Consider the following 21,421-nt stretch of genomic DNA (forward strand, 5'->3'; position numbering starts at 1 on the left):
TCGTTCAGCGATCGAGGTTCTGCAAGTCCATCATCAGCTGCCGCGTGCGCAGCACGGGCGTGGCCAGATGATAGTGAAGCAGGCTGCGCAGCATCGGCTTCAGGTCGGCCAGCACCGGCAGGCAGGCGCGCTGCAGCGCACCCAGGTCGTCGCCGTCGAGCGCGGCCTGCAAGGCATGCCAGTCGGCCGGCGCCAGGCCTGCCTCGCCGGGCACCGCCGGCACCAGGCCGGACTCGGCCTTCAGCGCGTGACGCGCCGCCCCTTCCAGCGGCTGCTGGGTCGGTGTGACGACGCCCAGTTCGGGCAGCAGGCCGATCTCGCGCAGCAGCACGAGTTCGAAGGCACGCAGCGCCGCCTCGACACGCGTGTCGTCGGCGGCGGCGAGCGCCGGCAGCGTGTGCGCGTAGGCGTCGAACAGCGCCGGATGGGGGTCCTGGCGGGCCAGCAGCTTCATCAACAGCTCGTTGAGGTAGAAGCCCGTCAGCAGGGCCCCGCCGCCGAGCATCGCCGGGCCGCCGGCCCACTCGGCCACCTTCAGCGGCTGCACCTCGGCGCCATCGCCCTCCGTGTCGCGCGCACGGCGTGCGCCGTAGCCGACGTTGAGCCGCTGGAACGGCAGCAACACCGCGCGCAGCTGCGAGTACGGGCGCTTCGCGCCCTTGGCCGCCACCGCGACACGGCCCTGCTCGCGCGTGAACAGGTCGAGGATCAGGCTCGACTCGCTCCAGTCGTAGCGGTGCAGCAGGTAGGCAGGCTGCAGGGCCGGTGCCAGGGCACGGCTCGTGCGGGTGGCCCGCGGCTTGTGGACCGCGGCGCGCGGCGCGGCGCTCACTCGTAACCGTAGCTCTTGAGGCGCGCCTCGTCGTCAGCCCAGCCGGAGCGCACCTTGACCCAGATCTCGAGGAAGACCTTGCCGCCCATCAGGCGCTCGAGCTCGACGCGCGCGTCGGTGCCGATGCGCTTGAGGCGCTCGCCCTTGTCGCCGATCACCATGCCCTTGTGGGCTTCGCGCTCGACGATGATGGTGGCCGCGATGCGGCGCAGCGCGCCCTCCTCCTTGAACTCGTCGATCACGACGGTGGACGTGTACGGCAGCTCGTCGCCGGTCAGGCGGAACAGCTTCTCGCGGATGATCTCGCTGGCAAGGAAACGATCGCTGCGGTCGGTCAGCGCCTCCTCGTCGTAGAACCAGGGCTGCTCGGGCAGGTAGGGCTGGACGATCCCCAGCAGCCGCCGCACGTCGTCTTCGCTGGTGGCCGCCAGCGGCACGAACTCGGCAAAGGGGTGGCGCTCCGGCATGCCCTTGAGCCAGGGCGCGAGTTCGGCACGGCGGCGGACGAGGTCGAGCTTGTTGGCGACCAGGATCGTCGGCTTGCCCGGCGGCACGAGGGCGAGCACCTTCGCGTCGTCGAGCCCGAAGCGCCCGGCCTCGACGACGAACAGCACGACGTCCACGTCGCTCAGGACCGACTGCACCGTCTTGTTCAGGTTGCGGTTCAGCGCACCGGTGCCTTTGACGGTGTGGCGGGTCTGGAAACCCGGCGTGTCGACGAACACGAACTGCGCGCCTTCGAAGGTGTGGATGCCGGTGATGCGGTGGCGCGTGGTCTGCGCCTTGCGGGAGGTGATGCTGACCTTCTGCCCGACCAGCGCATTGAGCAAGGTCGACTTGCCGACGTTCGGCCGGCCGACGATCGCGACCAGCCCACAACGCTGCGGCGGCGTCTCGCTGTCTTCGGGGGCTGCGGCAGTGCGGTCGTTCATGAGGGCTCGGTGTCGGCGGTTTTCAGTGTAGCGAGCGCGGCGCGCGCCGCCTCCTGCTCGGCCGCGCGACGTGAACGGCCCTCGCCACGCACCTCGAGCGAGTGCGACGGGATGCTGCAGATCACCGTGAACAGCTGCTCGTGCTGCCGGCCCCGGGTCGCCTCGATGCGGTAGCCCGGCACCGGTGCGCGGCGTGCCTGCAGCCACTCCTGCAACTCGGTCTTGGGGTCGCGGGTCCACGCCTCGGCCGCGGTGCTCGCCACCAGGGGGGTGAACAGCTGTTCGACCAGCGCCCTCGCCGGCCCGAAGCCGCCATCGAGGTAGACCGCGGCAATCAGCGCCTCCAGCGCATCGGCCAGGATCGACGGACGCTGTGCGCCGCCGCTGCGCGCTTCGCCTTCGCTCAGGCGCAACAGTGGCGCAAGACCCAGCTCCAGCGCGAGGCGGTGCAGCATCTCCTCGCGCACCAGGTGTGCGCGCACGCGCGTCAGATCGCCTTCGCCGGACTGGCTGAAATGCTCGAACAGCAGGCCCGAGATGGCCGCGGACAACACGGCATCGCCGAGGAATTCGAGCCGCTCGTTGTTGTGGGCGCTGAAGCTCTTGTGGGTCAGCGCCCTCTCCAGCAGGGCGGCTTGCCCGAAGCGATGCCCGAGACGGGCCTGGAGCGACTCGAGCGCGGCGCTCACGGCATCAATGGCGGCACCGGCGCGCACCGCGTCGCGGCGGCGCGCAGCGGCTTCACTGTGAACGCCCCCGGTACTTGATGAGCAGGTAGACCGGCTCGATCAGTTCGAGCTCCTTGTCGTAGCCGAACTTGACCACGACTTTCTCGTTCTCTTTCGTGATGTCGAGATCCTTGCCGCTGATGGAGGAGATCGAGTACTCGATGTCCTTCTGGCGGTCGAAGGCCGCGCGGATCTCCGGCACGGTGCTGCCGCCCTCCTTCGCGATCTTGTTGACCGCGCGCTGGATGGTGAAGTACTCGTTCATCGTCGGCAGCACCTTCAACCCGACCAGCGCGACGCAGGCGATGATGATCGCCCAGAACAGCAGGCCGATCAGGGTGACACCTCTCTGGGCGGGGCGTGCGCGGACCGCACCCGACGTTGCCGACGCTGCGAAGGCCATCGTTGTTCTCCTGGTGAAGCGCCGGCTCAATGGAAGGAGCCGATCCGCTTGAGGTTACCGAAATTCATCCAGACAAAGAAGGCCTTGCCGACGATGTTCTCGTCGGGGACGAAGCCCCAGTAGCGCGAGTCCTGCGAGTTGTCCCGGTTGTCGCCCATCATGAAGTAGTGACCCGGGGGGACCGTGCACACCACGCCTTCGGCGTTGTAGCGGCAGTTGTCGCGGAAGTTCTGGAACTGGGGCATCGGGATCACGAAACCGGGGCGGTCCTTGTCGGTCAGGATGCGGTGCTCGACCGCGCCGAGCTTCTCGCTCGCCTGCAGTGCGTATCGCAGCGAATCCTCGTCGTAGAACTCCGGCAGCGCTTGGGTCTCGACCGGCTGACCGTTGATCGACAGCTTCTTGTTGAGGTAGGCCACCTCGTCACCGGGCAGACCGACCACGCGCTTGATGTAGTCGACGCTCGGCTCGACCGGATAGCGAAACACCACCACGTCGCCGCGTTGCGGATCATGGTTGGCAATGATCTTCTTGTTGATCACCGGCAGCCGCACCCCGTAGTGGAACTTGTTCACGAGGATCAGGTCGCCGATCGCCAGCGTGGGGATCATCGACCCGGAGGGGATCTTGAACGGCTCGAACAGGAAGGAGCGCAACAGGAAGACCGCCAGGATCACCGGGAACAGCCCCGCGGTCCAGTCCAGCCACCAGGGCTGGGCGAGCAGTCGCTCCCGAGCCACGGCCACGTTGCCGTCGACCTGCTGGATGCCCTGGCGCTGCAGCTCGCTGCGACGCTGCGCGTCCTGCACCTCCAGCGCCGAGGCTGCCGCCACGCGACGCGGCAGGAAATGCAGGCGCTCGGCCAGCCAGTAGCCGAAGGTGGCCAGTGTCAGGACAAACAGCAGCAGCGAAAAATTGCCGCTCCAGGACCCGAGATACCAGCCGCCCAGGTAAACCACGAGGGCGCCATAAAGCAACCCGGTCAATGCACTCATGAAGTGTTCAGTCGTCCACTTGGAGGATGGCAAGGAAAGCTTCCTGCGGCACCTCGACGGTCCCGATTTGCTTCATGCGTTTCTTGCCAGCCTTCTGTTTTTCGAGCAACTTGCGCTTGCGGCTGATATCGCCACCGTAGCATTTTGCCAGCACGTTCTTGCGCAGCGCCTTGATGTTCTCGCGCGCGATGATATTGGCGCCGATCGCCGCCTGGATGGCCACGTCGTACATCTGGCGCGGGATGATCTCGCGCATCTTCGCCACCACCGCGCGGCCACGGAACTGGCTCTGGCTGCGGTGCACGATGATCGAGAGGGCATCGACCCGGTCGCCGTTGATCAGGATGTCGACCTTCACGACATCCGCGGCCCGGTATTCCTTGAACTCGTAGTCCATCGAGGCGTAGCCACGCGAGACTGATTTCAGCTTGTCGAAGAAGTCCAGCACGATCTCGGCCAGCGGCATCTCGTAGGTCAGCATGACCTGGCGGCCGTGATAGGCCATGTTGAGCTGCATGCCGCGCTTGAGGTTGGCCAGCGTCATCACCGGGCCGACGTAGTCCTGCGGCATGTACAGGTGCACGGTGACGATGGGCTCGCGGATCTCGGCGATCTTGCCGATCTCGGGCATCTTCGACGGGTTCTCGACCTCGATCACCTCGCCCGCCAGGCCGCCGAGCTGGACCTGGTAGACGACGCTGGGCGCGGTGGTGATCAGGTCCTGGTCGAACTCGCGCTCCAGGCGCTCCTGCACGATCTCCATGTGCAGCAGGCCGAGGAAGCCACAGCGAAAGCCGAAACCGAGCGCCTGGCTCACCTCGGGCTCGTAGCGCAGCGAAGAGTCGTTGAGCTTGAGTTTCTCCAGTGCGTCGCGCAGCGAGTCGTACTCGCTGGCCTCGGTCGGGTAGAGCCCGGCAAAGACCTGCGGCTGGATCTCCTTGAAGCCCGGCAGCGGCTCGCTGGCCGGCCCGGCGTTGTTGGGCAGCTTCTTCTCGAGCGTGATCGTGTCGCCGACCTTGGCCGCCTGCAGCTCCTTGATGCCGGCGATCAGGAAGCCGACCTCGCCCGCCACGAGTTGCTCGCGCGGCTCGGACTTCGGCGAAAAAACGCCGAGCTGCTCCAGCGGATAGACGGTATCGGTCGCCATCATGCGGATGCGATCGCCCTTGCGCAGCACGCCGTCGACCATGCGCACCAGCATCACGACGCCGACGTAGTTGTCGAACCACGAGTCGATGATCATCGCGCGCGGCGGCCCGTCGGGCATGCCGCGCGGCGCCGGCATGCGGGTGATCACGGCCTCGAGGATGTCCTCGATGCCCTCTCCGGTCTTGGCCGAGCAGGGGATCGCATGCTCGGCATCGATGCCGATCACGTCCTCGATCTCGGCCTTGGCGTTCTCGGGATCGGCTTGCGGCAGATCCATCTTGTTGAGCACCGGCACGACCTCGACGCCGAGATCCAGCGCGGTGTAGCAGTTCGCCACCGTCTGCGCCTCGACGCCCTGCGAAGCGTCGACCACCAGCAAGGCGCCCTCGCAGGCCGACAGCGAGCGGCTGACTTCATAGCTGAAGTCCACATGCCCGGGCGTGTCGATCAGGTTGAGCTGATAAACCTGACCGTCGCGCGCCTTGTACTTCAGCGCCGCAGTCTGTGCCTTGATCGTGATGCCGCGCTCGCGTTCGATGTCCATCGAGTCGAGCACCTGCGCTTCCATCTCGCGGTCGCTCAGCCCCCCGCAGCGCTGGATGATGCGGTCGGCCAGAGTGCTCTTGCCGTGATCGATGTGGGCAATGATCGAGAAATTGCGAATGTGGTCCATCTGACCTTCGTACGTCTCAGGAGTCGGCTCGCGCAGAGGACACAACGGCACAGCCGTTGCAGCGCAAGCTCACATCGCGCAGCGATGTGAAGGCGCATCGCGCCGTGCTGCAGCTAAAAAAAAGGCACGTCAAACCGGTGACGCGCCTTCCAACAAAAAACGTTTGGCAACTGCTTCGTTGGGCTTTCATTGTAGCCACATCAACCGCGCCGGAAACCGCGCCAGTGCTCGGTTTTACGCCGTTGCGGTGTGCCAACAGGGAATTTTATAAACATGTTATCCACAATAACCTGTGGGTGTCCTGTGGACGATTTTCGTGACCCCCACTATTACTCAAGGATGCATGTAAAACACCTTGCAATCGCCCAGATTCTAGTGGATCAGCGCGTCAATCGGATGCAACAAAAGTGAGTGTGTGCTCACAATCAACTTCTTTCCAGTTCAAAGCATCCTGGCGCATTGGAGAAATTTCCGTTCGGCGAAAAAACCGGGCAGGGCGCTAGGTTGCCTGCTTGACTCGGGCCGGGACCCGGTCTCCCGCTTCACTTGCCCGTACGGATCAGCGCGTACTGCGCCCACTCTCCGCGCCGAAAGAGGACGTTGATGGGCTTGCTCTTGTCGAGCTTGGCAATCACGGCCTCGAACTGCTTCACATCGGCGATCTCGACATTGCTCACCGACAAGATCACGTCCCCTTCGCGAAGTCCGGCACGTGCGGCCGCGCCCTCCACTGATTCGATGCGCACGCCACCACGGAGCTTGAGTTCGCGTTTTTGCTCATCGCTCAGGTTGACCAACATCAGACCCAGCGCGCCCGTGGCAACACTCGGCGTTGGCGCCGGCTTGCTCTCCGGCACCGACGCGCGGCGCCCCCCTTCGGGCTCGAGTTCCGCCACGGTCACGCCGAGATCACGCGAGTTGCCGCGGCGGAACACCTGCAGGCTGGCCTTGCTGCCCGGCTTGGTGCTGCCGACCAGGCGCGGCAAGTCGCTCGACTTCTCGACCGTCTTGCCGTCGAACCTCATGATGATGTCACCCGCCTCGACGCCGGCCTTGTCGGCCGGCCCCCCCGCCTCGACCGAGCGCACCAGGGCGCCGGAGGCCTTGCCCAGGCCCAGGGACTCGGCCACGTCTTTCGTGACCTCCCCGATCTGCACGCCGATGCGTCCGCGCACCACGCGCCCACCGGCGCGCAGTTGATCCGCCACGCGCGTGGCTTCGTCCATCGGGATCGCGAACGAGATGCCCATGAAGCCGCCCGAGCGGCTGAGGATCTGCGAGTTGATGCCGACCACCTCGCCGCGCAGGTTGATCAGCGGCCCGCCGGAGTTGCCCGGATTGATCGCCACATCGGTCTGGATGAAAGGCACGAACTCACCGGTGTCGCGCCCCTTGGCGCTGACGATGCCGGCCGTCACGCTGTTCTCCAGACCGAAGGGCGAGCCGATCGCCATCACCCACTCGCCGACCTTCAGCTTGCTCACGTCGCCGATCTTCACTGACGGCAATCCGGCCGCCTCGATCTTGACGACCGCCACATCGGTGCGCTTGTCCGCTCCGATCAGCTTCGCCTTGAACTCACGCTTGTCGGTCAGCGTGACGTAAACCTCGTCCGCACCATCCACCACGTGCGCGTTCGTCATCACGTAGCCATCGGCCGTGAAGATGAAGCCCGAGCCGACACCGCGCTGCTGCTCTTCTTCGGGGGCCTGCCGCCGCGGATCGGGCCGCTGGCCCGGCATCTGCCCCGGGGGCGTACCGAAGAAACGCCGGAAGAATTCCTGCATCTCCTCGTCCACCTCGGGGCTGGCGCCACGCTGAGCGCCGCGGGTGCGCTCGGTGGTGCGGATATTCACCACCGCCGGGCCGACCTGTTCGACCAGGTCGGTGAAATCGGGCAAGCCACGTGCCGCGGCCACCGCCGGCTGGGCGTGACCGGCATGCGGCACCAGCGTGACGCCAAGCGTCAGTACACCGGCGACGCTCATCGCCGCCATCCAGATCCAGGAACGCACGCGCCACTGCGGGCGCGACACTTCAGTTCTTGCTTGCATCATCACCTCATACCAACAGTCGACCAGAGAGCCATGACACCGCAAGCGCCAAGCCCGGCGCCGTGAGATCACGAAACCGTCAGCGGGGTTCCAGTGCCGCTGCAAATGTGCGCAGCGTCACGACCGGCACGTCGCCGATCACGGTGATCCACCACTCACCGCGGCGGCGCGTCAGCGTCTGCGTGGCCCCCATCGCCATCAACATCTCGCGACGGTGCCAGCGTGGCATGTAGGGTTCGATGAACACCGACACATAGGTCAGACCATCGGAGTAGATCGCCTGCAACACGGCCGGCGGCGCCATCGCAAACTCGCCCTGCGCTGCGGTCGCCTGGGCCTGCTCTTCGGCCGGGGCGTTCATCACGCGCTTGACGCTGCTGACATGGCGAAAACCAGGCGGCAGCTCGCGCAGCACCCATCCCTCGCGCCCGAGATCGACTTCCCGCAGCGCAGGGCGCTCGACGTGATAGCCCTCGAGCCGCTTCATGGCCTGCAGCACCAGCTCGGGCCGCGGCTTCACGCCGATCAGCACCTCGGAGAAGGCCGAGGTCTCCAGCACGACGTCGCGCTCGTCGAAGACCTCGGAACGCAGCAGCAGGCCCGAAGTCCGCTCTGCCCAAAGCCGGTAGCCGAAACGGTAGCCATCCTTGGGCTGCAGCAACAGCACGTTGGCCTCGTGGCCGGCCACGCGTCCGTCGCCCACCGACTTGACGTCGTAGAACGGCACGATGCGATCGGCTCCCGCCGACAGCAGCAGCGGGAACTGGCCCATGGCCTGGCGCGTCTCCACCACGGCAACCCGGCTGTGCGGCCACAGGCTGTGCACCAGATCGTTGTAACGGTAGACCTGACGCTGCTGGCCGTCGAGCGACTCGATGCGCTCGAACTGATTACGTCCTTCGCAGAAATGCACGATGCGCGCGCTGGCCACCGACCCGGCCGCCGTCACGACAAAGGTCCCCTGGAAATTGCGTTTCCCGGCCGCCTCGTGGATGCGGGCCAGCCAGTAGCGCGCATCGCGCGCCTCGACCAGTGGGTCGCTGCTGCCTGCCTGCGCCCTGGCAGCGGTCGGCAGCAACGCTGCCATCAGGACCATGGCCGGCATGGCGCGCAACCCGCGCGAGACGATGGCGTGCAGCATGCTCAGCGAGAGGCGGCCGCCGCGGCGCCGTCGTACGTCGCGCTGCGCAGGAAGCCCGAGGGCACGCCCAAGGCCGAGCTGCCGCCGAACTGCTTGTGGGCCGTGAGGTACTGGTCGAGCCGTGCGTCACGGATCAGCACACCACTGGCCGGCTCCGCCTGCTCGGGTGTCGCCTGGGCCACCACTTTGGACGCTGCCGACGGCAGCACTGGCGACAGCGGCGCCCGAGCCAGCTGGGGTGCGGCGGCCTGTGGCCCCGGCAGTCGGATGATCGTCAAGATCCCGACCACGGCCAGGAATCCGGCCGCGACAGCCGCCGGCGTGGCCCAGCGCCGCACAAGCCTTGCAGAGCGTGGCCTCGATGCCGAGGCCGCATCGGTCGCTGCTGAGGCCGCCGGCTTCGGCTGGGGCGCCAGGATGACCGGCTCCTGATCGAGCCGCTCCCGCAGACGCCGCAGAAAGACCGCATCCCGACCACGCCCACAGAGCTCTTCGGACCGCAGGGCATCACCGATCAACTGGTAGCTGTGCCATCGTTCGCGCACACCAGGCTCGTGGCGCCACTTCGCGCTGACCACCGCGGCCATGCCGGCATCAGCCTCACCATCAACCAGGGCCGAAAGGGCCTCGGCCCCCTGCAGGTTCTCGACATCACTCATCTGAACGCTCCATTGGCCCCAGGGCTCATGCTCTCTCACCACCGCTCGCCGGAGCGCTGCTCCAGCATCGGCCGCAACCGCTCGGCGATCGCCTCGCGTGCCCGGAAGATCCGCGAACGCACCGTCCCGATCGGGCAATTCATCACGTCGGCAATCTCTTCGTAGCTCAGGCCCTCGATCTCGCGCAGCGTGATGGCCTGCCTCAAGTCCTCGGACAGATCCTCGATCGCGGAGTTCACCGCACTGGCGATTTGTTTCGAGGCCAACAAGGCTTCGGGCGTTTCGCCGTCGGTTAGTTCGTTCTCGACCCGGGAAGTTTCATCCCCGTCCTCGTCGCGCCCGGCGCGTGCCGATTCGGTCACGAGCAGGTCGCGCTTGAGGTCGCCGAGCGCCTTCTTGGCGGTGTTTACGGCGATGCGGTACAGCCAGGTGTAGAAGGCGCTCTCGCCGCGAAACTGGGGAATCGCCCGGTAGGCGCGGATGAAGGTCTCCTGGGCGATGTCCTGGACCAGATCGACATCGCGCACCATGCGCCCGATCAGCCGCTCGATGCGCCGTTGGTACTTGACGACCAGCATCTCGAAGGCGCGCACGTCACCCTGCTTGACACGGTCGACCAGCAGGGCATCGCTGTCGGGATTCATGCGCTCAGTCATGTTCGAGCGTCACGTCGCGGGACGCCGCAGGCGAGTACGCCGCGCAGCGCAAGGCGTGCCAGTCGGCCTCGAGTCCCCGGCGTTGCAGCGGCAACCAGCGTGTGGATCGCCGCGGCCCGGGAGCATCGGCTCGAAAGCGCAGCAGCAGGCAGCCGTCGAGATCGAGCGCCACCGCCACCCGGCCAGGCTGCGGCTCGGCAGCACCCGAGGCGGGGCCGAGCCACCACACGGCACCGTCCCACCGCAGGCTCAGGACCGGCTCGCACCGGTCCTGCCACAGCAGCCAGGCCGCGCCGGCCGTCACCAGGGCCACGGCGATTGCCGCCAGCCCGTCTGCGCGCTGCACGGCCCAGACCGCGGTCACGGCGACGGCCAGCGCCGCCAGCAGCCAGAGTGCGGCGCGCACCCGGCCGCCAGGACGAACCATCACCGTCACGGCGGGCGCCGCACGCATCGCTCGACGGGGACGACAGGCAGGCCAGAAACGGCACGCGCGTCAGACGCGCTTGAACACCAGCGTGCCGTTGGTGCCGCCGAAACCGAAGTTGTTTTTCACGGCGTGCTCGATCTTCATCTCGCGCGCGGTATTGGCGCAGTAGTCCAGGTCGCACTCGGGGTCCTGGTTGAAGATGTTGATCGTGGGTGGGGACACCTGGTCCCGAATCGCCAGCACGGTGAACACCGACTCGATGCCCCCCGCGCCGCCAAGCAGGTGACCGGTCATGGACTTGGTGGAATTGACCACCAGCTTCTTCGCATGGTCGCCGAAAGCCAGCTTGATCGCGTTGCTCTCGTTCAGGTCGCCCAGCGGCGTCGACGTGCCGTGGGCGTTGAGGTATTGCACCTGATCCGCATGGATGCCGGCATTGCGCAGCGCGGCTTTCATGGCGCGCTTCGGTCCGTCCACATTGGGGGCGGTCATGTGGAAGGCATCCGCGCCCATGCCGAAGCCGGCGAGCTCGGCATAGATCCGCGCGCCACGCGCCTTGGCATGCTCATACTCTTCGAGCACGAGCACACCAGCCCCCTCGCCGAGCACGAAGCCATCGCGGTCCCGGTCCCAAGGGCGCGACGCGGTGGCAGGGTCATCGTTGCGGGTCGACAGCGCACGCGCCGCCGCGAAGCCGCCGATGCCCAGCGGCGACACCGTCGACTCGGCGCCACCGGCGACCATCACGTCGGCGTCGCCCGCCTCGATCATCCGCGCCGACTGGCCGATGCAGTGCAGCCCGGTGGTGCAGGCAGTGACGATCGCGAGATTCGGCCCGGTGAAACCGCACTGGATCGACAGGTGGCCCGAAATCATGTTGATGATCGAGGCCGGCACGAAGAACGGCGAAATCCGCCGCGCACCGCGCGCTGCGTACTCGGCCTGCGTCTCCTCGATCAGCGGCAGGCCACCGATGCCCGAGCCGACCAGACAACCGACCCGCTCGGCCTGCTCCTCGCTCAACTCACTCCCGGTGGGCAGCCCGGCATCCCTGACGGCCTGCAGCGACGCTGCGAGGCCGTAATGGATGAAGGTGTCCATGTGCCGGGCTTCCTTGGCGGGGATGTAGTCCTCGATCTGGAAACCCTTGACCTCGCCGGCGATGCGACAGGCCAACTTGGAGGCATCGAACTTGGTGACAGTGGTGATGCCGGACGTGCCGGCCACCAGTTGGGACCACGACTCGTTCACCGTATTGCCCAGGGGGCTGACGAGACCGAGCCCGGTCACGACGACGCGACGACGGCTCATGCGCTGCAGGAACGGAAGGAAACGGGAACCGCGGCCGTCAGGCCTTGGCGTGGTTCTTGGCGTAATCGATCGCCAGCTGCACGGTCGTGATCTTCTCGGCCTCTTCGTCGGGGATCTCGATGCTGAACTCGTCCTCGAGTGCCATCACCAGTTCGACGGTGTCCAGCGAATCCGCGCCCAGATCGGCGACGAAGGCTTTTTCGTTGGTGACCTCGCCCTCGGCCACGCCGAGTTGCTCGGCGATGATCTTCTTGACGCGTGCTTCGATGTCGCTCATGACTCCTCCAAGGAGAGTTTGCAAAAACAGCCCGTGATTCTAGTTGCTCCGGCGTGACAACTCCGGCGCAGCGGCGCGGCCCCGGGGCGACGGGCCGCACCGCGCTCTGATTCCCCGCTTCAGCTCATGAACATGCCGCCGTTGACGTGCAGTTCGGTGCCGGTGATGTAAGCGGCCTGTTTCGATGCCAGGAAGGCCACGGCGTCGGCGATCTCCTGCGGCGCGCCCAGGCGCCCGAGCGGGATCTGGGCCAGCAACGCCACCTTCTGCGCTTCGGGCAGGCCCTCGGTCATGTCGGTCGCGATGAAGCCCGGCGCCACGCAGTTGACCGTGATGCCGCGGCTGCCCAGTTCGCGCGCCAGCGAGCGGGTCATGCCGGCCACGCCGGCCTTCGCCGCGGCGTAGTTGGCCTGCCCCGCGTTGCCGCTCGCACCGACCACCGAGGTGATGTTGATGATGCGGCCGTAGCGCTGCTTCATCATCGGCCGGATCACGGCGCGGCTGGCCCGGAACACCGCCTTCAGGTTGGTGTCGAGCACGGCGTCCCAGTCGTCGTCCTTCATGCGCATCGACAAGGTGTCACGCGTGATGCCGGCGTTGTTGACGAGCACGTGCAGGCCGCCGTCCTGCTTGACGATCGCGTCGATCGCCGCCTCAAGCGCCACGCCGTCGTTCACATCCAGCACCAGGCCCCGCCCGCCCTGCGCGGCCAGCGCTTCGCCGATGGCGGCCGCGCCGGCCTCGCTGGTCGCGGTGCCAATGACCTTGAAGCCGCTTGCGGCCAGCGTGGTCGCGATGGCGCGACCGATGCCACGGCTCGCGCCCGTGACCAGCGCCACCTGCGCCGGGGATAGATCCGTGCTCATGCCAGCCCCCTTTTCGTCTCGGCCAGGCTGGCCTGATCGAAGATATTCATGGCGGTCAATCCGGCATCGACCCGCTTCACCAGCCCGGCCAGCACCTTGCCCGGCCCGCATTCCACGATCTGCGTCGCGCCGTGCGCCTTCAGGGCGAGCACCGTTTCGACCCAGCGCACGGGCCCGAAGGCCTGGCGGTACAGCGCATCGCGGATGGCGCCCGGTTCGGATGCGATTGCAACGTCGATGTTGTTCAGCACCGGAATCGCCGGCGCGGCGAGCGTGACGCCCGCAAGACGTTCGCGCAAGCGCTCGGCGGCCGGCTTCATCAGGCTCGAATGGAAGGGGGCCGAGACGGCCAGCAGCAGGGCACGCTTCGCGCCGGCGGCCTTGAGCAGTTCGCAGGCCTTGTCCACCGCGGCCTTGCTGCCCGAGATGACCGTCTGCTTCGGATCGTTGTAGTTGGCCGCCTGCACCGCCTCGCCGGTGGCAACCTCGGCCTCGACGCAGCCGGCTCGCACCGCATCGGCGTCCAGACCGAGGATCGCCGCCATGGCACCGGTGCCGACCGGCACGGCGTCCTGCATCGCCTGGGCCCGGAAGCGAACCAGGGGCACGGCCTCGACCAGGCTCAGCACACCGGCGGCCACCAGCGCGCTGTACTCGCCCAGCGAGTGGCCGGCAACGACAGCGGGCCGCAGCCCGGTCTCGGCCAGCCAGGCGCGATAGCACGCGATGCTCGCGGCGAGCATCACCGGCTGGGTGTTGGCGGTGAGGTCCAGCGCCTCTTTCGGGCCCGCCTTGATGAGACTCGCCAGGTCTTCACCGAGCGCGTGCGAGGCCTCGGCCAGCGTCTGACCCACGACGGGGTGGTCGCCCCAGGCATCGAGCATGCCGACCGTCTGGGAGCCCTGGCCGGGAAAAACAAATGCGAATGCGGACATCGAGAGCTTCCTCGTTCTTCTTCTGGCGGACCGCCACGCCCGACGGGGTCACAGGTCGAGCAGGACCGCGCCCCAGGTGAAACCACCGCCCACGCCTTCGAGCATCACCGTGTCGCCCGGCTTGACCTGCCCGCTGCGCACAGCGTGATCCAGCGCCAGCGGCACCGAAGCCGCCGAAGTGTTGCCGTGTTCGTCGACGGTCACGACCAGCTTCTCCAGCGGCAGCTTCAGCTTCTTCGCCGTGCCCTGCATGATGCGGATGTTGGCCTGGTGCGGAATCAGCCAGTCGACGTCGCTTTCCTGCCGGCCGGCCTTGGCCAGCACCGCGCGCGCAGCCTCGTCCAGCACCCTGACGGCCAGCTTGAAAACCGCCTGACCGTCCATCTTCAGCAGTGGGTCGCCGAGCACCTTGCCGCCCACGACAGTACCGGGCACGCACAGGATGCCGACATGGCTGCCATCGGCGCGCAGTTCGCTGGCAAGGATGCCGGGGATGTCGCTGGCCTCGAGCACCACCGCGCCGGCGCCATCGCCGAACAGCACGCAGGTCGTGCGGTCCTTGAAATCGAGGATGCGCGAGAACACTTCGGCACCGATGACCAGGGCCTTGCTCGCGGCGCCGGTGCGGATCATGGAATCGGCCACCGCGAGGGCATAGACGAAGCCGGAGCACACCGCCTGCAGGTCGAAAGCCGGACAGCCGGCGACACCGAGCTTATGCTGCACCATGCAGGCGGTCGACGGGAAGATCATGTCCGGCGTCGAGGTCGCAACGATGATCAGATCGATCTCACCGGCCTGCCGGCCGGCCGCCTCGAGCGCGTGACGCGCAGCCTGGGCGGCGAGATCGCTGGACGCGACGTCGGGCTCGGCGAAGTGGCGCGCCCGGATGCCGGTGCGCTCGACGATCCACTCGTCGGAGGTCTCGACCCCGTTTTGCGCCAGCTCGGCGGCGAGCTGCGCATTGGTCAGGCGCCGCGGCGGCAGATAGCTGCCGGTGCCGGTGATGCGCGAATAGCGAGGAGGCGGTGTGGGAATCTGGGTCATGCGGCTTCGGGTACCTTGCCGGGCGGCGTTCCCGCTTCGGCCGGCAAGGCCTGGAGGGTCGCGCTGATACGGTCGTGGACCCGATCGAGCAGTCGGTTTCGCGCGGCATCATAAGCCCGGTTCAGCGCCTGCTCGAAAGCGAACGCATCGGCCGAGCCATGACTCTTGAACACCAGGCCGCGCAAGCCGAGCAACGCCGCACCGTTGTAGCGGCGGTGATCGACGCGGTTCTTGAAGTGCTTGAGCACCGGCAGGGCCACCAGCGCTGCGAGCCTGCTGTACCAGGTGCGCGTGAACTCCTGGCGGATGAAGCTCGACAGCATCGACGCCAGGCCCTCGGCTGTCTTCAGCGCGACGTTGCCGACGAAGCCGTCGCACACGACGATGTCGGTGCGGCCGGTGAAGATGTCGTTGCCCTCGACGTTGCCGACGAAGTTGAGCTGCCCACTGGCCGCTGCGGCACGCAGCAGTTCGCCGGCGCGCTTGATCGTGTCGCTGCCCTTGATCGCCTCTTCGCCGATGTTGAGCAGCCCGACGCTGGGATTCGCCTTGCCTTCGACGGCCGCGACGAGCGCGCTGCCCATCACCGCGAACTGCAGCAGGTGCTCGGCGGTGCAGTCGACGTTGGCGCCGAGGTCGAGCACGGTGGTGTGGCCATCGAGCTGGTTCGGCATCACCGTGGCGATCGCCGGGCGGTCGATGCCCTCGAGCGTCTTCAACACGTAGCGCGCGACCGCCATCAGCGCGCCGGTGTTGCCCGCCGAGACGCAGGCCTGGGCCGCCGCCACGCCATCGACCGGCTTGACCTGACTGATCGCCACGCGCAGCGACGAATCGCGCTTGCGCCGCAAGGCCACCTCGACGGAATCGTCCATCGCCACCACCTCGCTCGCCGGCACCAGCGTGCAGCGACTCCACGAGGCCGCCGGCGCCAAGGCGTCGGGACGGCCGACGAGCAGCAGCTCGGCGTTCGGATGGCCGGCGAGAAACGCCCGGCAGGCCGGCAGGGTGACCGAAGGACCATGGTCCCCGCCCATGCAATCGACGGCCAGACGCACCACGCCGGACGGGGCCGCGGCAACGGGGGTGGGCGCGTCGGTCATGGCATCGGCAAGAGAAATGCAGGCAGCGGTGTCACGGGCAGCACGCTAAGCCTTGCGCCGAGCGGTGGCAAGCGAAGAACGAAGCACGGCATATCGCGCCTCGCGCCGGCCCCAACGACAACGCCCGGCTGCCCTGAGTCGGGCATGCCGGGCGCACGGCGATGCAGGATGACGCTGCCCGGACGCGTGAGGCGCCGGGCTGCACCGATTCAGGCATCCGCTTTGGTCTTCAGCACCTTGCGACCGCGGTAGAAACCGGTGGCGCTGATGTGGTGGCGCAGGTGGGTTTCACCGGTGGTCGGCTCGATCGCCAGGCCCGGAGTGTTCAGGGCGTTGTGCGAGCGGTGCATGCCACGCTTCGACGGAGACTTCTTGTTCTGTTGAACGGCCATGGTGGGCTCCTGGGTCTTGCTGGCGCCCCGGCAAACCGGGTGCGCTGCCACGGTGCCCCGGTCCGACCGGGAACGCCTTGGCGGATGGTCCATGCCGAAACGGAGGTGCTCCGGCAGCTTTCACGTCGAGAAAGAACCCGACTGAACTAAAACAGCCTGCGAGTATACCCCGAACCGGTTTGCTGTTCAGCGTTCGGCTTCCGGCTTCTTCAATGCCTGGAGCACCGCGAACGGGTTCTCTCTCGGCGGCGGCTCTTTCGCCGCCGCCGGATCGAGCAGGGCCACCAGCGGCGCTGGGCAGCGCTCGTGGCGGGGCACCAAAGGCAGCGACATCAAGAACTCGTCCTCGACCAGTTCACGCAGGTCCAGCGAACGGGTCAGTTCGAGCACATCGTCCTCGCTGTCGGCATCGAGCGCGGCGGCGGCGTCTTCGGTCGCCACGAACCTCAACCAGCGATCGATCCGCAGCGCTTCCTCGACCGGTGCCAGGCAGCGCTGGCACTGCAGCGGGATCACGGTGCGGGCCTGAAGATGCAGCCAGATATCGGGGGCTGCACCCGAGCGCTTGCGGTGTTCGCCACGGACCGACCAGCTCACCTCATCGCAGGCCGCCGCAGGCGCATCGGCATGCGCACCGGCGGCCAGGCGCCCCAGCGACGCCAGCGGCCAGGTGCCGGCCAAACTGCCGCCGGCGGCAGCCAGCACGGCGACATTCAGCCGCAAGGGGTCGTGTTCACTCCGTCTCATCGAGACGCGAGTTTATGCGCCGGCCCGACAATGGCGCCCATGAGCACCACCGTGACGCCGCATCGCCTGATCCTCGGCTCGACCTCGCGCTATCGGCGCGAATTGCTCGAGCGCCTGCGCCTGCCATTCGAAGTGGACGCGCCGTGCGTCGATGAGACACCGCACCCCGGCGAGACCCCGGCGGCCTTGGCGGAGCGTCTGGCGCTGGCCAAGGCACGCGACGTGGCCGCGCGCCATGCCGATGCGGTCGTGATCGGTTCGGACCAGGTGGCCGACCTGGATGGCGCGCCCATCGGAAAACCGGGCAACCACGAGCGGGCCGTCGAGCAGCTTCGGACGATGAGCGGCCGCCGGGTGGTGTTCCACACCGCGCTGGCCGTCGTGCGATCGGCCAGCGGCTTCGAGCGCGTGCTGCGGGTGCCTGTGACCGTGCGCTTTCGCACCTTGCAGGAAAGCGAGATCGAGACCTACCTGCGCGCCGAGCAACCCTACGACTGCGCCGGCAGCGCCAAGTCGGAAGGCCTGGGCATCGCGCTGCTCGATGCCATCGAGTCCGACGACCCCACCGCCCTGGTCGGCCTGCCGCTGATCGCCACCGCCCGCCTGCTGCGCGAGGCCGGCATCGACGCATTGCGGAGCCGGGAATGAAGGGCCGGCTGATCCTGGTGCCCAACACGCTCGACCTCGGAACGCTGGCCCCCGAGGCGGCGCCCCCTGACCTGCGCCTGGTGCTGCCGCAGGGCGTGATCGACACCGCGGCGCGGCTCGGACACTGGGTGTGCGAGAACGCGAAGACAACGCGCGCCTTCCTGAAGCGGGTGGACGCCGTCACGCCGCTGGCGCAGGCCCTGCAGGCGCTCGACATCCGCGAGCTGCCCCGCCCGCCGAAGGGCCGCGGTACGGCCGGCCCTGTCGACCTGAAGCCCTTGCTCGCGCCGGCGCTCGCAGGCCACGACATCGGGCTGATCAGCGAAGCCGGCCTGCCGGCGGTGGCCGACCCCGGTGCGGCCCTGGTCGCGGCGGCGCACGCAGCCGAACTCGTCGTGCAGCCCCTGGCCGGCCCGAGTTCGCTGCTGCTCGCATTGGCCGCCAGCGGCCTGAACGGCCAGAGCTTCGCCTTCATCGGCTATGTGCCGCAGGAGGCTGGCGCGCAGGCCCAGCGCCTCCAGGAGTTGGAGTCACTGTCGCGGCGCTTCGGCCAGACCCAGCTGATGATCGAGACGCCCTACCGCAATGCCGCGCTGCTGCGGGCGCTGCTCGGCACGCTGGCGCCGGACACCTGGCTCAGCGTCAGCTGCGGCCTGACCTTGGCAGGGGGCTGGACGCGCAGCGCGCGGGTGGCTCAGTGGCGCCAGCGGACCGTGGATCTGCCAGCGGACGTGCCGGCCGTGTTCGCGTTGCTGGCCGGCTGAGCCGCCGTAGCGTGGACAGTACGCTAACTCCCGCCCAGCAGCGATGCGACCTTCTTCTTGGCCTTGATGTAGCGCGACAGGCCACTGGCCGGCGCGGCCGCTTGGTGGGGTGACTTCTCCCACACCGGCTCGACCCCGGCCTGGGCTTCGTAAGGCTGGCTGAAAAAGGGATCGGCCGCGGGGGCCGGCGGGGCTTGGCGCCGGGGTGCCGGCATCGCGGGGCGCTCGCCGCTGCTGTCGCTGCGCCGCTCTTCACGCGGGCGCTCGCGTTCGCTGTCGTCCCGGCGCGGCAACGCACGGCGCGGCCGGTCGTCCTCGAGCTCGAGTGGCTCGATGTCGAGCTTCTTCTTGATCAGCTTCTCGATGTCGGACACCAGGCGGGCGTCGTCGCGCGACACCAGCGTGATCGCCAGCCCCGAGGCGCCGGCACGGCCGGTGCGGCCGATGCGGTGCACATAGTCTTCGGCATTGAAGGGCACGTCGAAGTTGAACACCGCGGGCAGGTCGACGATGTCGAGTCCGCGCGCGGCCACGTCGGTGGCGACGAGCAGGTCCACCTCGCCAGCCTTGAATGCGGCCAGGGCCTTGAGGCGCTCGTCCTGCGACTTGTCGCCGTGCAGGGCCTGGGTCTTGAGCCCGTCGCGCTCGAAAGCGCGCGCCAGCCGTGCGCAGCCGAGCTTGGAATTGACGAACACGAGGCTCTGCGTGATGCCGCGCTGGCGCAGCAGCTGGCGCACCGCGGCGCGCTTGTCGTCGTCTTCGACGCGGTAGAAGCGCTGCTCGACGGTCGACGCGGTGGCGTTGGGCCGCGCCGTTTCGACCAGGATCGGGTCCTGCAGGTAGCTGTTGGCCAGCTTCTTGATCTCGGGTGAGAAGGTGGCCGAGAACAGCAGCGTCTGCCGGCTCTTGGGCAGGTAGCTCAGGATGCGCTGCAGGTCCGGCAGGAAGCCGATGTCGAGCATGCGGTCGGCCTCGTCGAGCACCACGTACTCGACCTGGCCGAGCGAACAGTTCTTGGCCTCGATGTGATCGAGCAGCCGTCCCGGTGTGGCGATTAGGACCTCGACGCCGCGCTTGAGTTCGGCCGTCTGCGGCTTCATGTCGATGCCGCCGAACACGACCGTGGCACGCAGCTGGGTGTGCTTCGAATAGGTCTTAATGCTGTTGGCGACCTGATCGGCCAGCTCACGCGTCGGTGCGAGCACCAGCGCACGCACCGGGTGGCGCGCCGGCGAGGTGCTGGCGCTTTCGTGCTTGAGCATCTTCTGCAGCAGCGGGATCGAGAAGGCCGCTGTCTTGCCGGTGCCGGTCTGCGCGGCGCCCATGACATCGCGTCCGGCCAGCACGAGCGGAATCGCCTTGGCCTGGATCGGCGTCATCACCATGTAGCCGGAGTCGGCCACGGCCCGCAGCAGCTTGGGATCGAGCGCGAGGGTGTCGAAACGGGCGGGGGGCGCCTCAGCCGGCAAGGCCGGTGACGCCATCGTTGGATCGTTTTGCATCGGCCGCCATTATCGGCCAGCCGCGTTTCAGCGTCGAAGCACCAGCCACCGGGGGGCCTTGAAGCGCACGATCATCCCGTACAGCACCGTGTAGGACAGCCCGAACAGCAGGATGAAACTGCCGAGGACGCGCGAGTCGTCCCAGAACAGCACGCTGGGCGCCACCGCCAGCATGCACAGGAGCCACAGATAGGGAGCGGTCATCGAATTGCGACGCGTCAGCGCGGCCGCATCGCGATTGCCCACGGCCCAGCGCAACAGGCGCCGGTAGATCAGGCTGTGCAGGTGCACGCCGTCGGGAATGCCCATCGCGCGCCCCCGGACCACCCTGCGGCGGTACATCGAGAACAGGGTCTCGAACACCGGATAGATGGCCATCAGCAACGGGAACAGCGGCGAGACCTGGGGGTTGCGATGCAGGAGCAGGATGCTCAGCTCCGACAGGTAGAAGCCCAGGAAGTAGGCCCCGCCGTCGCCGAGAAAGATCAAACCGGCCGGATAGTTCCAGACGAAGAAGCCGAGCACGGCGCCGGCGCCGGCCAGCCCCAGCAACGCGATCGTGCTGTCGCCGACCTGGTTCGCGACGTAGGTGATGGCCAGCAGCATCATCATCACGCACATCGACGCGAGCCCGTTGAAGCCGTCGATGATGTTCACCGCGTTCGCGATGCCCGCGACGGCGAACACGGCGAGGAAGGCGGCGCCGGCCGTGAAGGACGCGACCCAGTCGAGCCCCCACAGATCGGTGCGCGTGATGCTCGCATCGAGCAGCAGCACCGCGAGCAAGGCCGCCAGCGCCGTGGCGACCAGCCGCCACGCAGCCGACACGCGCTTGGTCAGGTCTTCGGCCAGGCCCGCCCCGAACGCCGGCACACCGCAGAGCAGCAGCAGGGCGGCGTACTGGCCGACCGCGTCGCCACGCAACCACCACAGCAAGGCAGTGCCGAGGGCCAATCCGCCCACGATGCCGATCCCGCCGACCCGCGGTACAGGCCTTGCATGGAATTTCTGCGGGCCGCTCAGATCGTGATCCGCGGAAAACCGGAAATGTTTGCGGCCCGAACGCACGACAAGCAGGGTCAGGGCCGCGGAAGCGGCAAACACGCACAGAAACAGGAGCATCGAGGCAGTGTACCGAGCGCTCGCGGCGCGTCGGCCCGCAGGTCGCGCCGCTATA

At 67.6% G+C, this 21,421-nt stretch carries 24 protein-coding genes; 3 read left to right on the forward strand and 21 right to left on the reverse strand.

Annotated features, from left to right (window positions below; genetic code table 11):
* Positions 1–4: 4 nt before the first annotated feature.
* The 6 genes from recO to lepA are packed head-to-tail and all read right to left on the reverse strand — an operon-like array spanning position 5 to position 5,712.
* Positions 5–772, reverse strand: a complete 768-nt coding sequence (recO, locus tag ACQY9S_RS12105) for a DNA repair protein RecO (protein ID WP_428425712.1) — start codon at positions 770–772, stop codon at positions 5–7.
* 56 nt (positions 773–828) lie between these two features.
* The gene (era, locus tag ACQY9S_RS12110; RefSeq protein ID WP_428419950.1) at positions 829–1,764 is read right to left on the reverse strand and encodes a GTPase Era; all 936 of its coding nucleotides are present in this window, start codon (positions 1,762–1,764) and stop codon (positions 829–831) included.
* Positions 1,761–2,453 (reverse strand): ribonuclease III, encoded by a 693-nt coding sequence (gene rnc / locus ACQY9S_RS12115; protein WP_428419951.1) that lies wholly within the window; start codon positions 2,451–2,453, stop codon positions 1,761–1,763. Before rnc ends, era begins: the two co-directional genes overlap by 4 nt.
* Positions 2,454–2,505: 52 nt before the next feature.
* Positions 2,506–2,895: a DUF4845 domain-containing protein gene (locus tag ACQY9S_RS12120; RefSeq protein ID WP_428419952.1), complete on the reverse strand. Its 390-nt coding sequence runs from the start codon at positions 2,893–2,895 to the stop codon at positions 2,506–2,508.
* A 26-nt stretch (positions 2,896–2,921) separates the two neighbouring features.
* Positions 2,922–3,890 (reverse strand): signal peptidase I, encoded by a 969-nt coding sequence (lepB, locus tag ACQY9S_RS12125; protein ID WP_428419953.1) that lies wholly within the window; start codon positions 3,888–3,890, stop codon positions 2,922–2,924.
* 7 nt (positions 3,891–3,897) lie between these two features.
* Positions 3,898–5,712, reverse strand: a complete 1,815-nt coding sequence (lepA, locus tag ACQY9S_RS12130; RefSeq protein ID WP_428419954.1) for a translation elongation factor 4 — start codon at positions 5,710–5,712, stop codon at positions 3,898–3,900.
* Positions 5,713–5,768: 56 nt separating this feature from the next.
* Here lepA and ACQY9S_RS12135 point away from each other — a divergent pair, with 56 nt between their 5' ends.
* Positions 5,769–6,032, forward strand: a complete 264-nt coding sequence (locus ACQY9S_RS12135) for a hypothetical protein (protein WP_428419955.1) — start codon at positions 5,769–5,771, stop codon at positions 6,030–6,032.
* Between the two features lie 222 nt (positions 6,033–6,254).
* Here the strand turns inward: ACQY9S_RS12135 and ACQY9S_RS12140 are convergent, their stop codons facing one another.
* The 13 genes from ACQY9S_RS12140 to ACQY9S_RS12200 all read right to left on the reverse strand — a co-directional run bounded on the left by ACQY9S_RS12140 (position 6,255) and on the right by ACQY9S_RS12200 (position 17,330).
* On the reverse strand, positions 6,255–7,709 hold the full coding sequence (locus tag ACQY9S_RS12140; protein WP_428425714.1) for a DegQ family serine endoprotease: 1,455 nt from the start codon (positions 7,707–7,709) through the stop codon (positions 6,255–6,257).
* Between the two features lie 136 nt (positions 7,710–7,845).
* Positions 7,846–8,907 carry a MucB/RseB C-terminal domain-containing protein gene (locus ACQY9S_RS12145; protein WP_428419956.1) on the reverse strand — a complete coding sequence of 354 codons (1,062 nt, stop codon included), beginning with the start codon at positions 8,905–8,907 and terminating at the stop codon, positions 7,846–7,848.
* Between the two features lie 2 nt (positions 8,908–8,909).
* Positions 8,910–9,566, reverse strand: a complete 657-nt coding sequence (locus tag ACQY9S_RS12150) for a sigma-E factor negative regulatory protein (protein WP_428419957.1) — start codon at positions 9,564–9,566, stop codon at positions 8,910–8,912.
* 35 nt (positions 9,567–9,601) lie between these two features.
* Complete coding sequence (rpoE, locus tag ACQY9S_RS12155) at positions 9,602–10,210, reverse strand: RNA polymerase sigma factor RpoE (RefSeq protein WP_428419958.1); 609 nt, start codon at positions 10,208–10,210, stop codon at positions 9,602–9,604.
* 4 nt (positions 10,211–10,214) lie between these two features.
* Complete coding sequence (locus tag ACQY9S_RS12160) at positions 10,215–10,676, reverse strand: hypothetical protein (protein WP_428419959.1); 462 nt, start codon at positions 10,674–10,676, stop codon at positions 10,215–10,217.
* Positions 10,677–10,718: 42 nt separating this feature from the next.
* Positions 10,719–11,963 (reverse strand): beta-ketoacyl-ACP synthase II, encoded by a 1,245-nt coding sequence (gene fabF / locus ACQY9S_RS12165; protein ID WP_428419960.1) that lies wholly within the window; start codon positions 11,961–11,963, stop codon positions 10,719–10,721.
* 37 nt (positions 11,964–12,000) lie between these two features.
* Positions 12,001–12,240, reverse strand: coding sequence for an acyl carrier protein (gene acpP, locus ACQY9S_RS12170; RefSeq protein ID WP_428419961.1), 240 nt, complete (start codon positions 12,238–12,240; stop codon positions 12,001–12,003).
* 119 nt (positions 12,241–12,359) lie between these two features.
* Positions 12,360–13,106 carry a 3-oxoacyl-ACP reductase FabG gene (fabG, locus tag ACQY9S_RS12175; RefSeq protein WP_428419962.1) on the reverse strand — a complete coding sequence of 249 codons (747 nt, stop codon included), beginning with the start codon at positions 13,104–13,106 and terminating at the stop codon, positions 12,360–12,362.
* Positions 13,103–14,041, reverse strand: coding sequence for an ACP S-malonyltransferase (fabD, locus tag ACQY9S_RS12180; RefSeq protein WP_428419963.1), 939 nt, complete (start codon positions 14,039–14,041; stop codon positions 13,103–13,105). Before fabD ends, fabG begins: the two co-directional genes overlap by 4 nt.
* Positions 14,042–14,089: 48 nt before the next feature.
* The gene (locus tag ACQY9S_RS12185; RefSeq protein ID WP_428419964.1) at positions 14,090–15,088 is read right to left on the reverse strand and encodes a beta-ketoacyl-ACP synthase III; all 999 of its coding nucleotides are present in this window, start codon (positions 15,086–15,088) and stop codon (positions 14,090–14,092) included.
* Positions 15,085–16,191, reverse strand: a complete 1,107-nt coding sequence (gene plsX / locus ACQY9S_RS12190; protein ID WP_428419965.1) for a phosphate acyltransferase PlsX — start codon at positions 16,189–16,191, stop codon at positions 15,085–15,087. Before plsX ends, ACQY9S_RS12185 begins: the two co-directional genes overlap by 4 nt.
* A 209-nt stretch (positions 16,192–16,400) precedes the next feature.
* Positions 16,401–16,583: a 50S ribosomal protein L32 gene (rpmF, locus tag ACQY9S_RS12195; protein WP_011828234.1), complete on the reverse strand. Its 183-nt coding sequence runs from the start codon at positions 16,581–16,583 to the stop codon at positions 16,401–16,403.
* Positions 16,584–16,769: 186 nt separating this feature from the next.
* Positions 16,770–17,330: a YceD family protein gene (locus ACQY9S_RS12200; RefSeq protein WP_428419966.1), complete on the reverse strand. Its 561-nt coding sequence runs from the start codon at positions 17,328–17,330 to the stop codon at positions 16,770–16,772.
* 39 nt (positions 17,331–17,369) lie between these two features.
* Here ACQY9S_RS12200 and ACQY9S_RS12205 point away from each other — a divergent pair, with 39 nt between their 5' ends.
* Both ACQY9S_RS12205 and ACQY9S_RS12210 read left to right on the forward strand, forming a co-directional pair.
* Positions 17,370–17,978, forward strand: coding sequence for a Maf family nucleotide pyrophosphatase (locus tag ACQY9S_RS12205; RefSeq protein ID WP_428419967.1), 609 nt, complete (start codon positions 17,370–17,372; stop codon positions 17,976–17,978).
* Positions 17,975–18,742 (forward strand): SAM-dependent methyltransferase, encoded by a 768-nt coding sequence (locus tag ACQY9S_RS12210; RefSeq protein ID WP_428419968.1) that lies wholly within the window; start codon positions 17,975–17,977, stop codon positions 18,740–18,742. The genes ACQY9S_RS12205 and ACQY9S_RS12210 overlap by 4 nt, the downstream gene beginning before the upstream one ends.
* A 23-nt stretch (positions 18,743–18,765) precedes the next feature.
* On the opposite strand, the gene ACQY9S_RS12215 is transcribed toward ACQY9S_RS12210, so the two are convergent.
* Together ACQY9S_RS12215 and ACQY9S_RS12220 are read right to left on the reverse strand one after the other, a co-directional pair.
* Positions 18,766–20,226, reverse strand: coding sequence for a DEAD/DEAH box helicase (locus ACQY9S_RS12215; RefSeq protein ID WP_428419969.1), 1,461 nt, complete (start codon positions 20,224–20,226; stop codon positions 18,766–18,768).
* A gap of 45 nt (positions 20,227–20,271) precedes the next feature.
* Entirely contained in the window at positions 20,272–21,366 is a 1,095-nt protein-coding gene (locus ACQY9S_RS12220) for an MraY family glycosyltransferase (protein ID WP_428419970.1), read from the reverse strand.
* Positions 21,367–21,421: the final 55 nt, after the last annotated feature.

The sequence above is a fragment of the Methylibium sp. genome, assembly GCF_965279545.1.
GTDB lineage: Bacteria > Pseudomonadota > Gammaproteobacteria > Burkholderiales > Burkholderiaceae_C > Methylibium.

What these genes read in the sequence shown, in the direction of transcription:
- fabG (WP_428419962.1), bottom strand. Translation starts at nt 13,106, where the DNA reads ATGAGCACGGATCTATCCCCGGCGCAGGTGGCGCTGGTCACGGGCGCG.
- ACQY9S_RS12145 (WP_428419956.1), bottom strand. Translation starts at nt 8,907, where the DNA reads ATGCTGCACGCCATCGTCTCGCGCGGGTTGCGCGCCATGCCGGCCATG.
- ACQY9S_RS12200 (WP_428419966.1), bottom strand. Translation starts at nt 17,330, where the DNA reads ATGAGACGGAGTGAACACGACCCCTTGCGGCTGAATGTCGCCGTGCTG.
- ACQY9S_RS12220 (WP_428419970.1), bottom strand. Translation starts at nt 21,366, where the DNA reads ATGCTCCTGTTTCTGTGCGTGTTTGCCGCTTCCGCGGCCCTGACCCTG.
- lepA (WP_428419954.1), bottom strand. Translation starts at nt 5,712, where the DNA reads ATGGACCACATTCGCAATTTCTCGATCATTGCCCACATCGATCACGGC.
- rpoE (WP_428419958.1), bottom strand. Translation starts at nt 10,210, where the DNA reads ATGAATCCCGACAGCGATGCCCTGCTGGTCGACCGTGTCAAGCAGGGT.
- acpP (WP_428419961.1), bottom strand. Translation starts at nt 12,240, where the DNA reads ATGAGCGACATCGAAGCACGCGTCAAGAAGATCATCGCCGAGCAACTC.
- era (WP_428419950.1), bottom strand. Translation starts at nt 1,764, where the DNA reads ATGAACGACCGCACTGCCGCAGCCCCCGAAGACAGCGAGACGCCGCCG.
- ACQY9S_RS12140 (WP_428425714.1), bottom strand. Translation starts at nt 7,709, where the DNA reads ATGGCGGCGATGAGCGTCGCCGGTGTACTGACGCTTGGCGTCACGCTG.
- ACQY9S_RS12150 (WP_428419957.1), bottom strand. Translation starts at nt 9,566, where the DNA reads ATGAGTGATGTCGAGAACCTGCAGGGGGCCGAGGCCCTTTCGGCCCTG.
- fabF (WP_428419960.1), bottom strand. Translation starts at nt 11,963, where the DNA reads ATGAGCCGTCGTCGCGTCGTCGTGACCGGGCTCGGTCTCGTCAGCCCC.
- ACQY9S_RS12205 (WP_428419967.1), top strand. Translation starts at nt 17,370, where the DNA reads ATGAGCACCACCGTGACGCCGCATCGCCTGATCCTCGGCTCGACCTCG.
- ACQY9S_RS12120 (WP_428419952.1), bottom strand. Translation starts at nt 2,895, where the DNA reads ATGGCCTTCGCAGCGTCGGCAACGTCGGGTGCGGTCCGCGCACGCCCC.
- rpmF (WP_011828234.1), bottom strand. Translation starts at nt 16,583, where the DNA reads ATGGCCGTTCAACAGAACAAGAAGTCTCCGTCGAAGCGTGGCATGCAC.
- fabD (WP_428419963.1), bottom strand. Translation starts at nt 14,041, where the DNA reads ATGTCCGCATTCGCATTTGTTTTTCCCGGCCAGGGCTCCCAGACGGTC.
- ACQY9S_RS12210 (WP_428419968.1), top strand. Translation starts at nt 17,975, where the DNA reads ATGAAGGGCCGGCTGATCCTGGTGCCCAACACGCTCGACCTCGGAACG.
- ACQY9S_RS12160 (WP_428419959.1), bottom strand. Translation starts at nt 10,676, where the DNA reads ATGCGTGCGGCGCCCGCCGTGACGGTGATGGTTCGTCCTGGCGGCCGG.
- ACQY9S_RS12185 (WP_428419964.1), bottom strand. Translation starts at nt 15,088, where the DNA reads ATGACCCAGATTCCCACACCGCCTCCTCGCTATTCGCGCATCACCGGC.
- ACQY9S_RS12215 (WP_428419969.1), bottom strand. Translation starts at nt 20,226, where the DNA reads ATGGCGTCACCGGCCTTGCCGGCTGAGGCGCCCCCCGCCCGTTTCGAC.
- lepB (WP_428419953.1), bottom strand. Translation starts at nt 3,890, where the DNA reads ATGAGTGCATTGACCGGGTTGCTTTATGGCGCCCTCGTGGTTTACCTG.
- plsX (WP_428419965.1), bottom strand. Translation starts at nt 16,191, where the DNA reads ATGACCGACGCGCCCACCCCCGTTGCCGCGGCCCCGTCCGGCGTGGTG.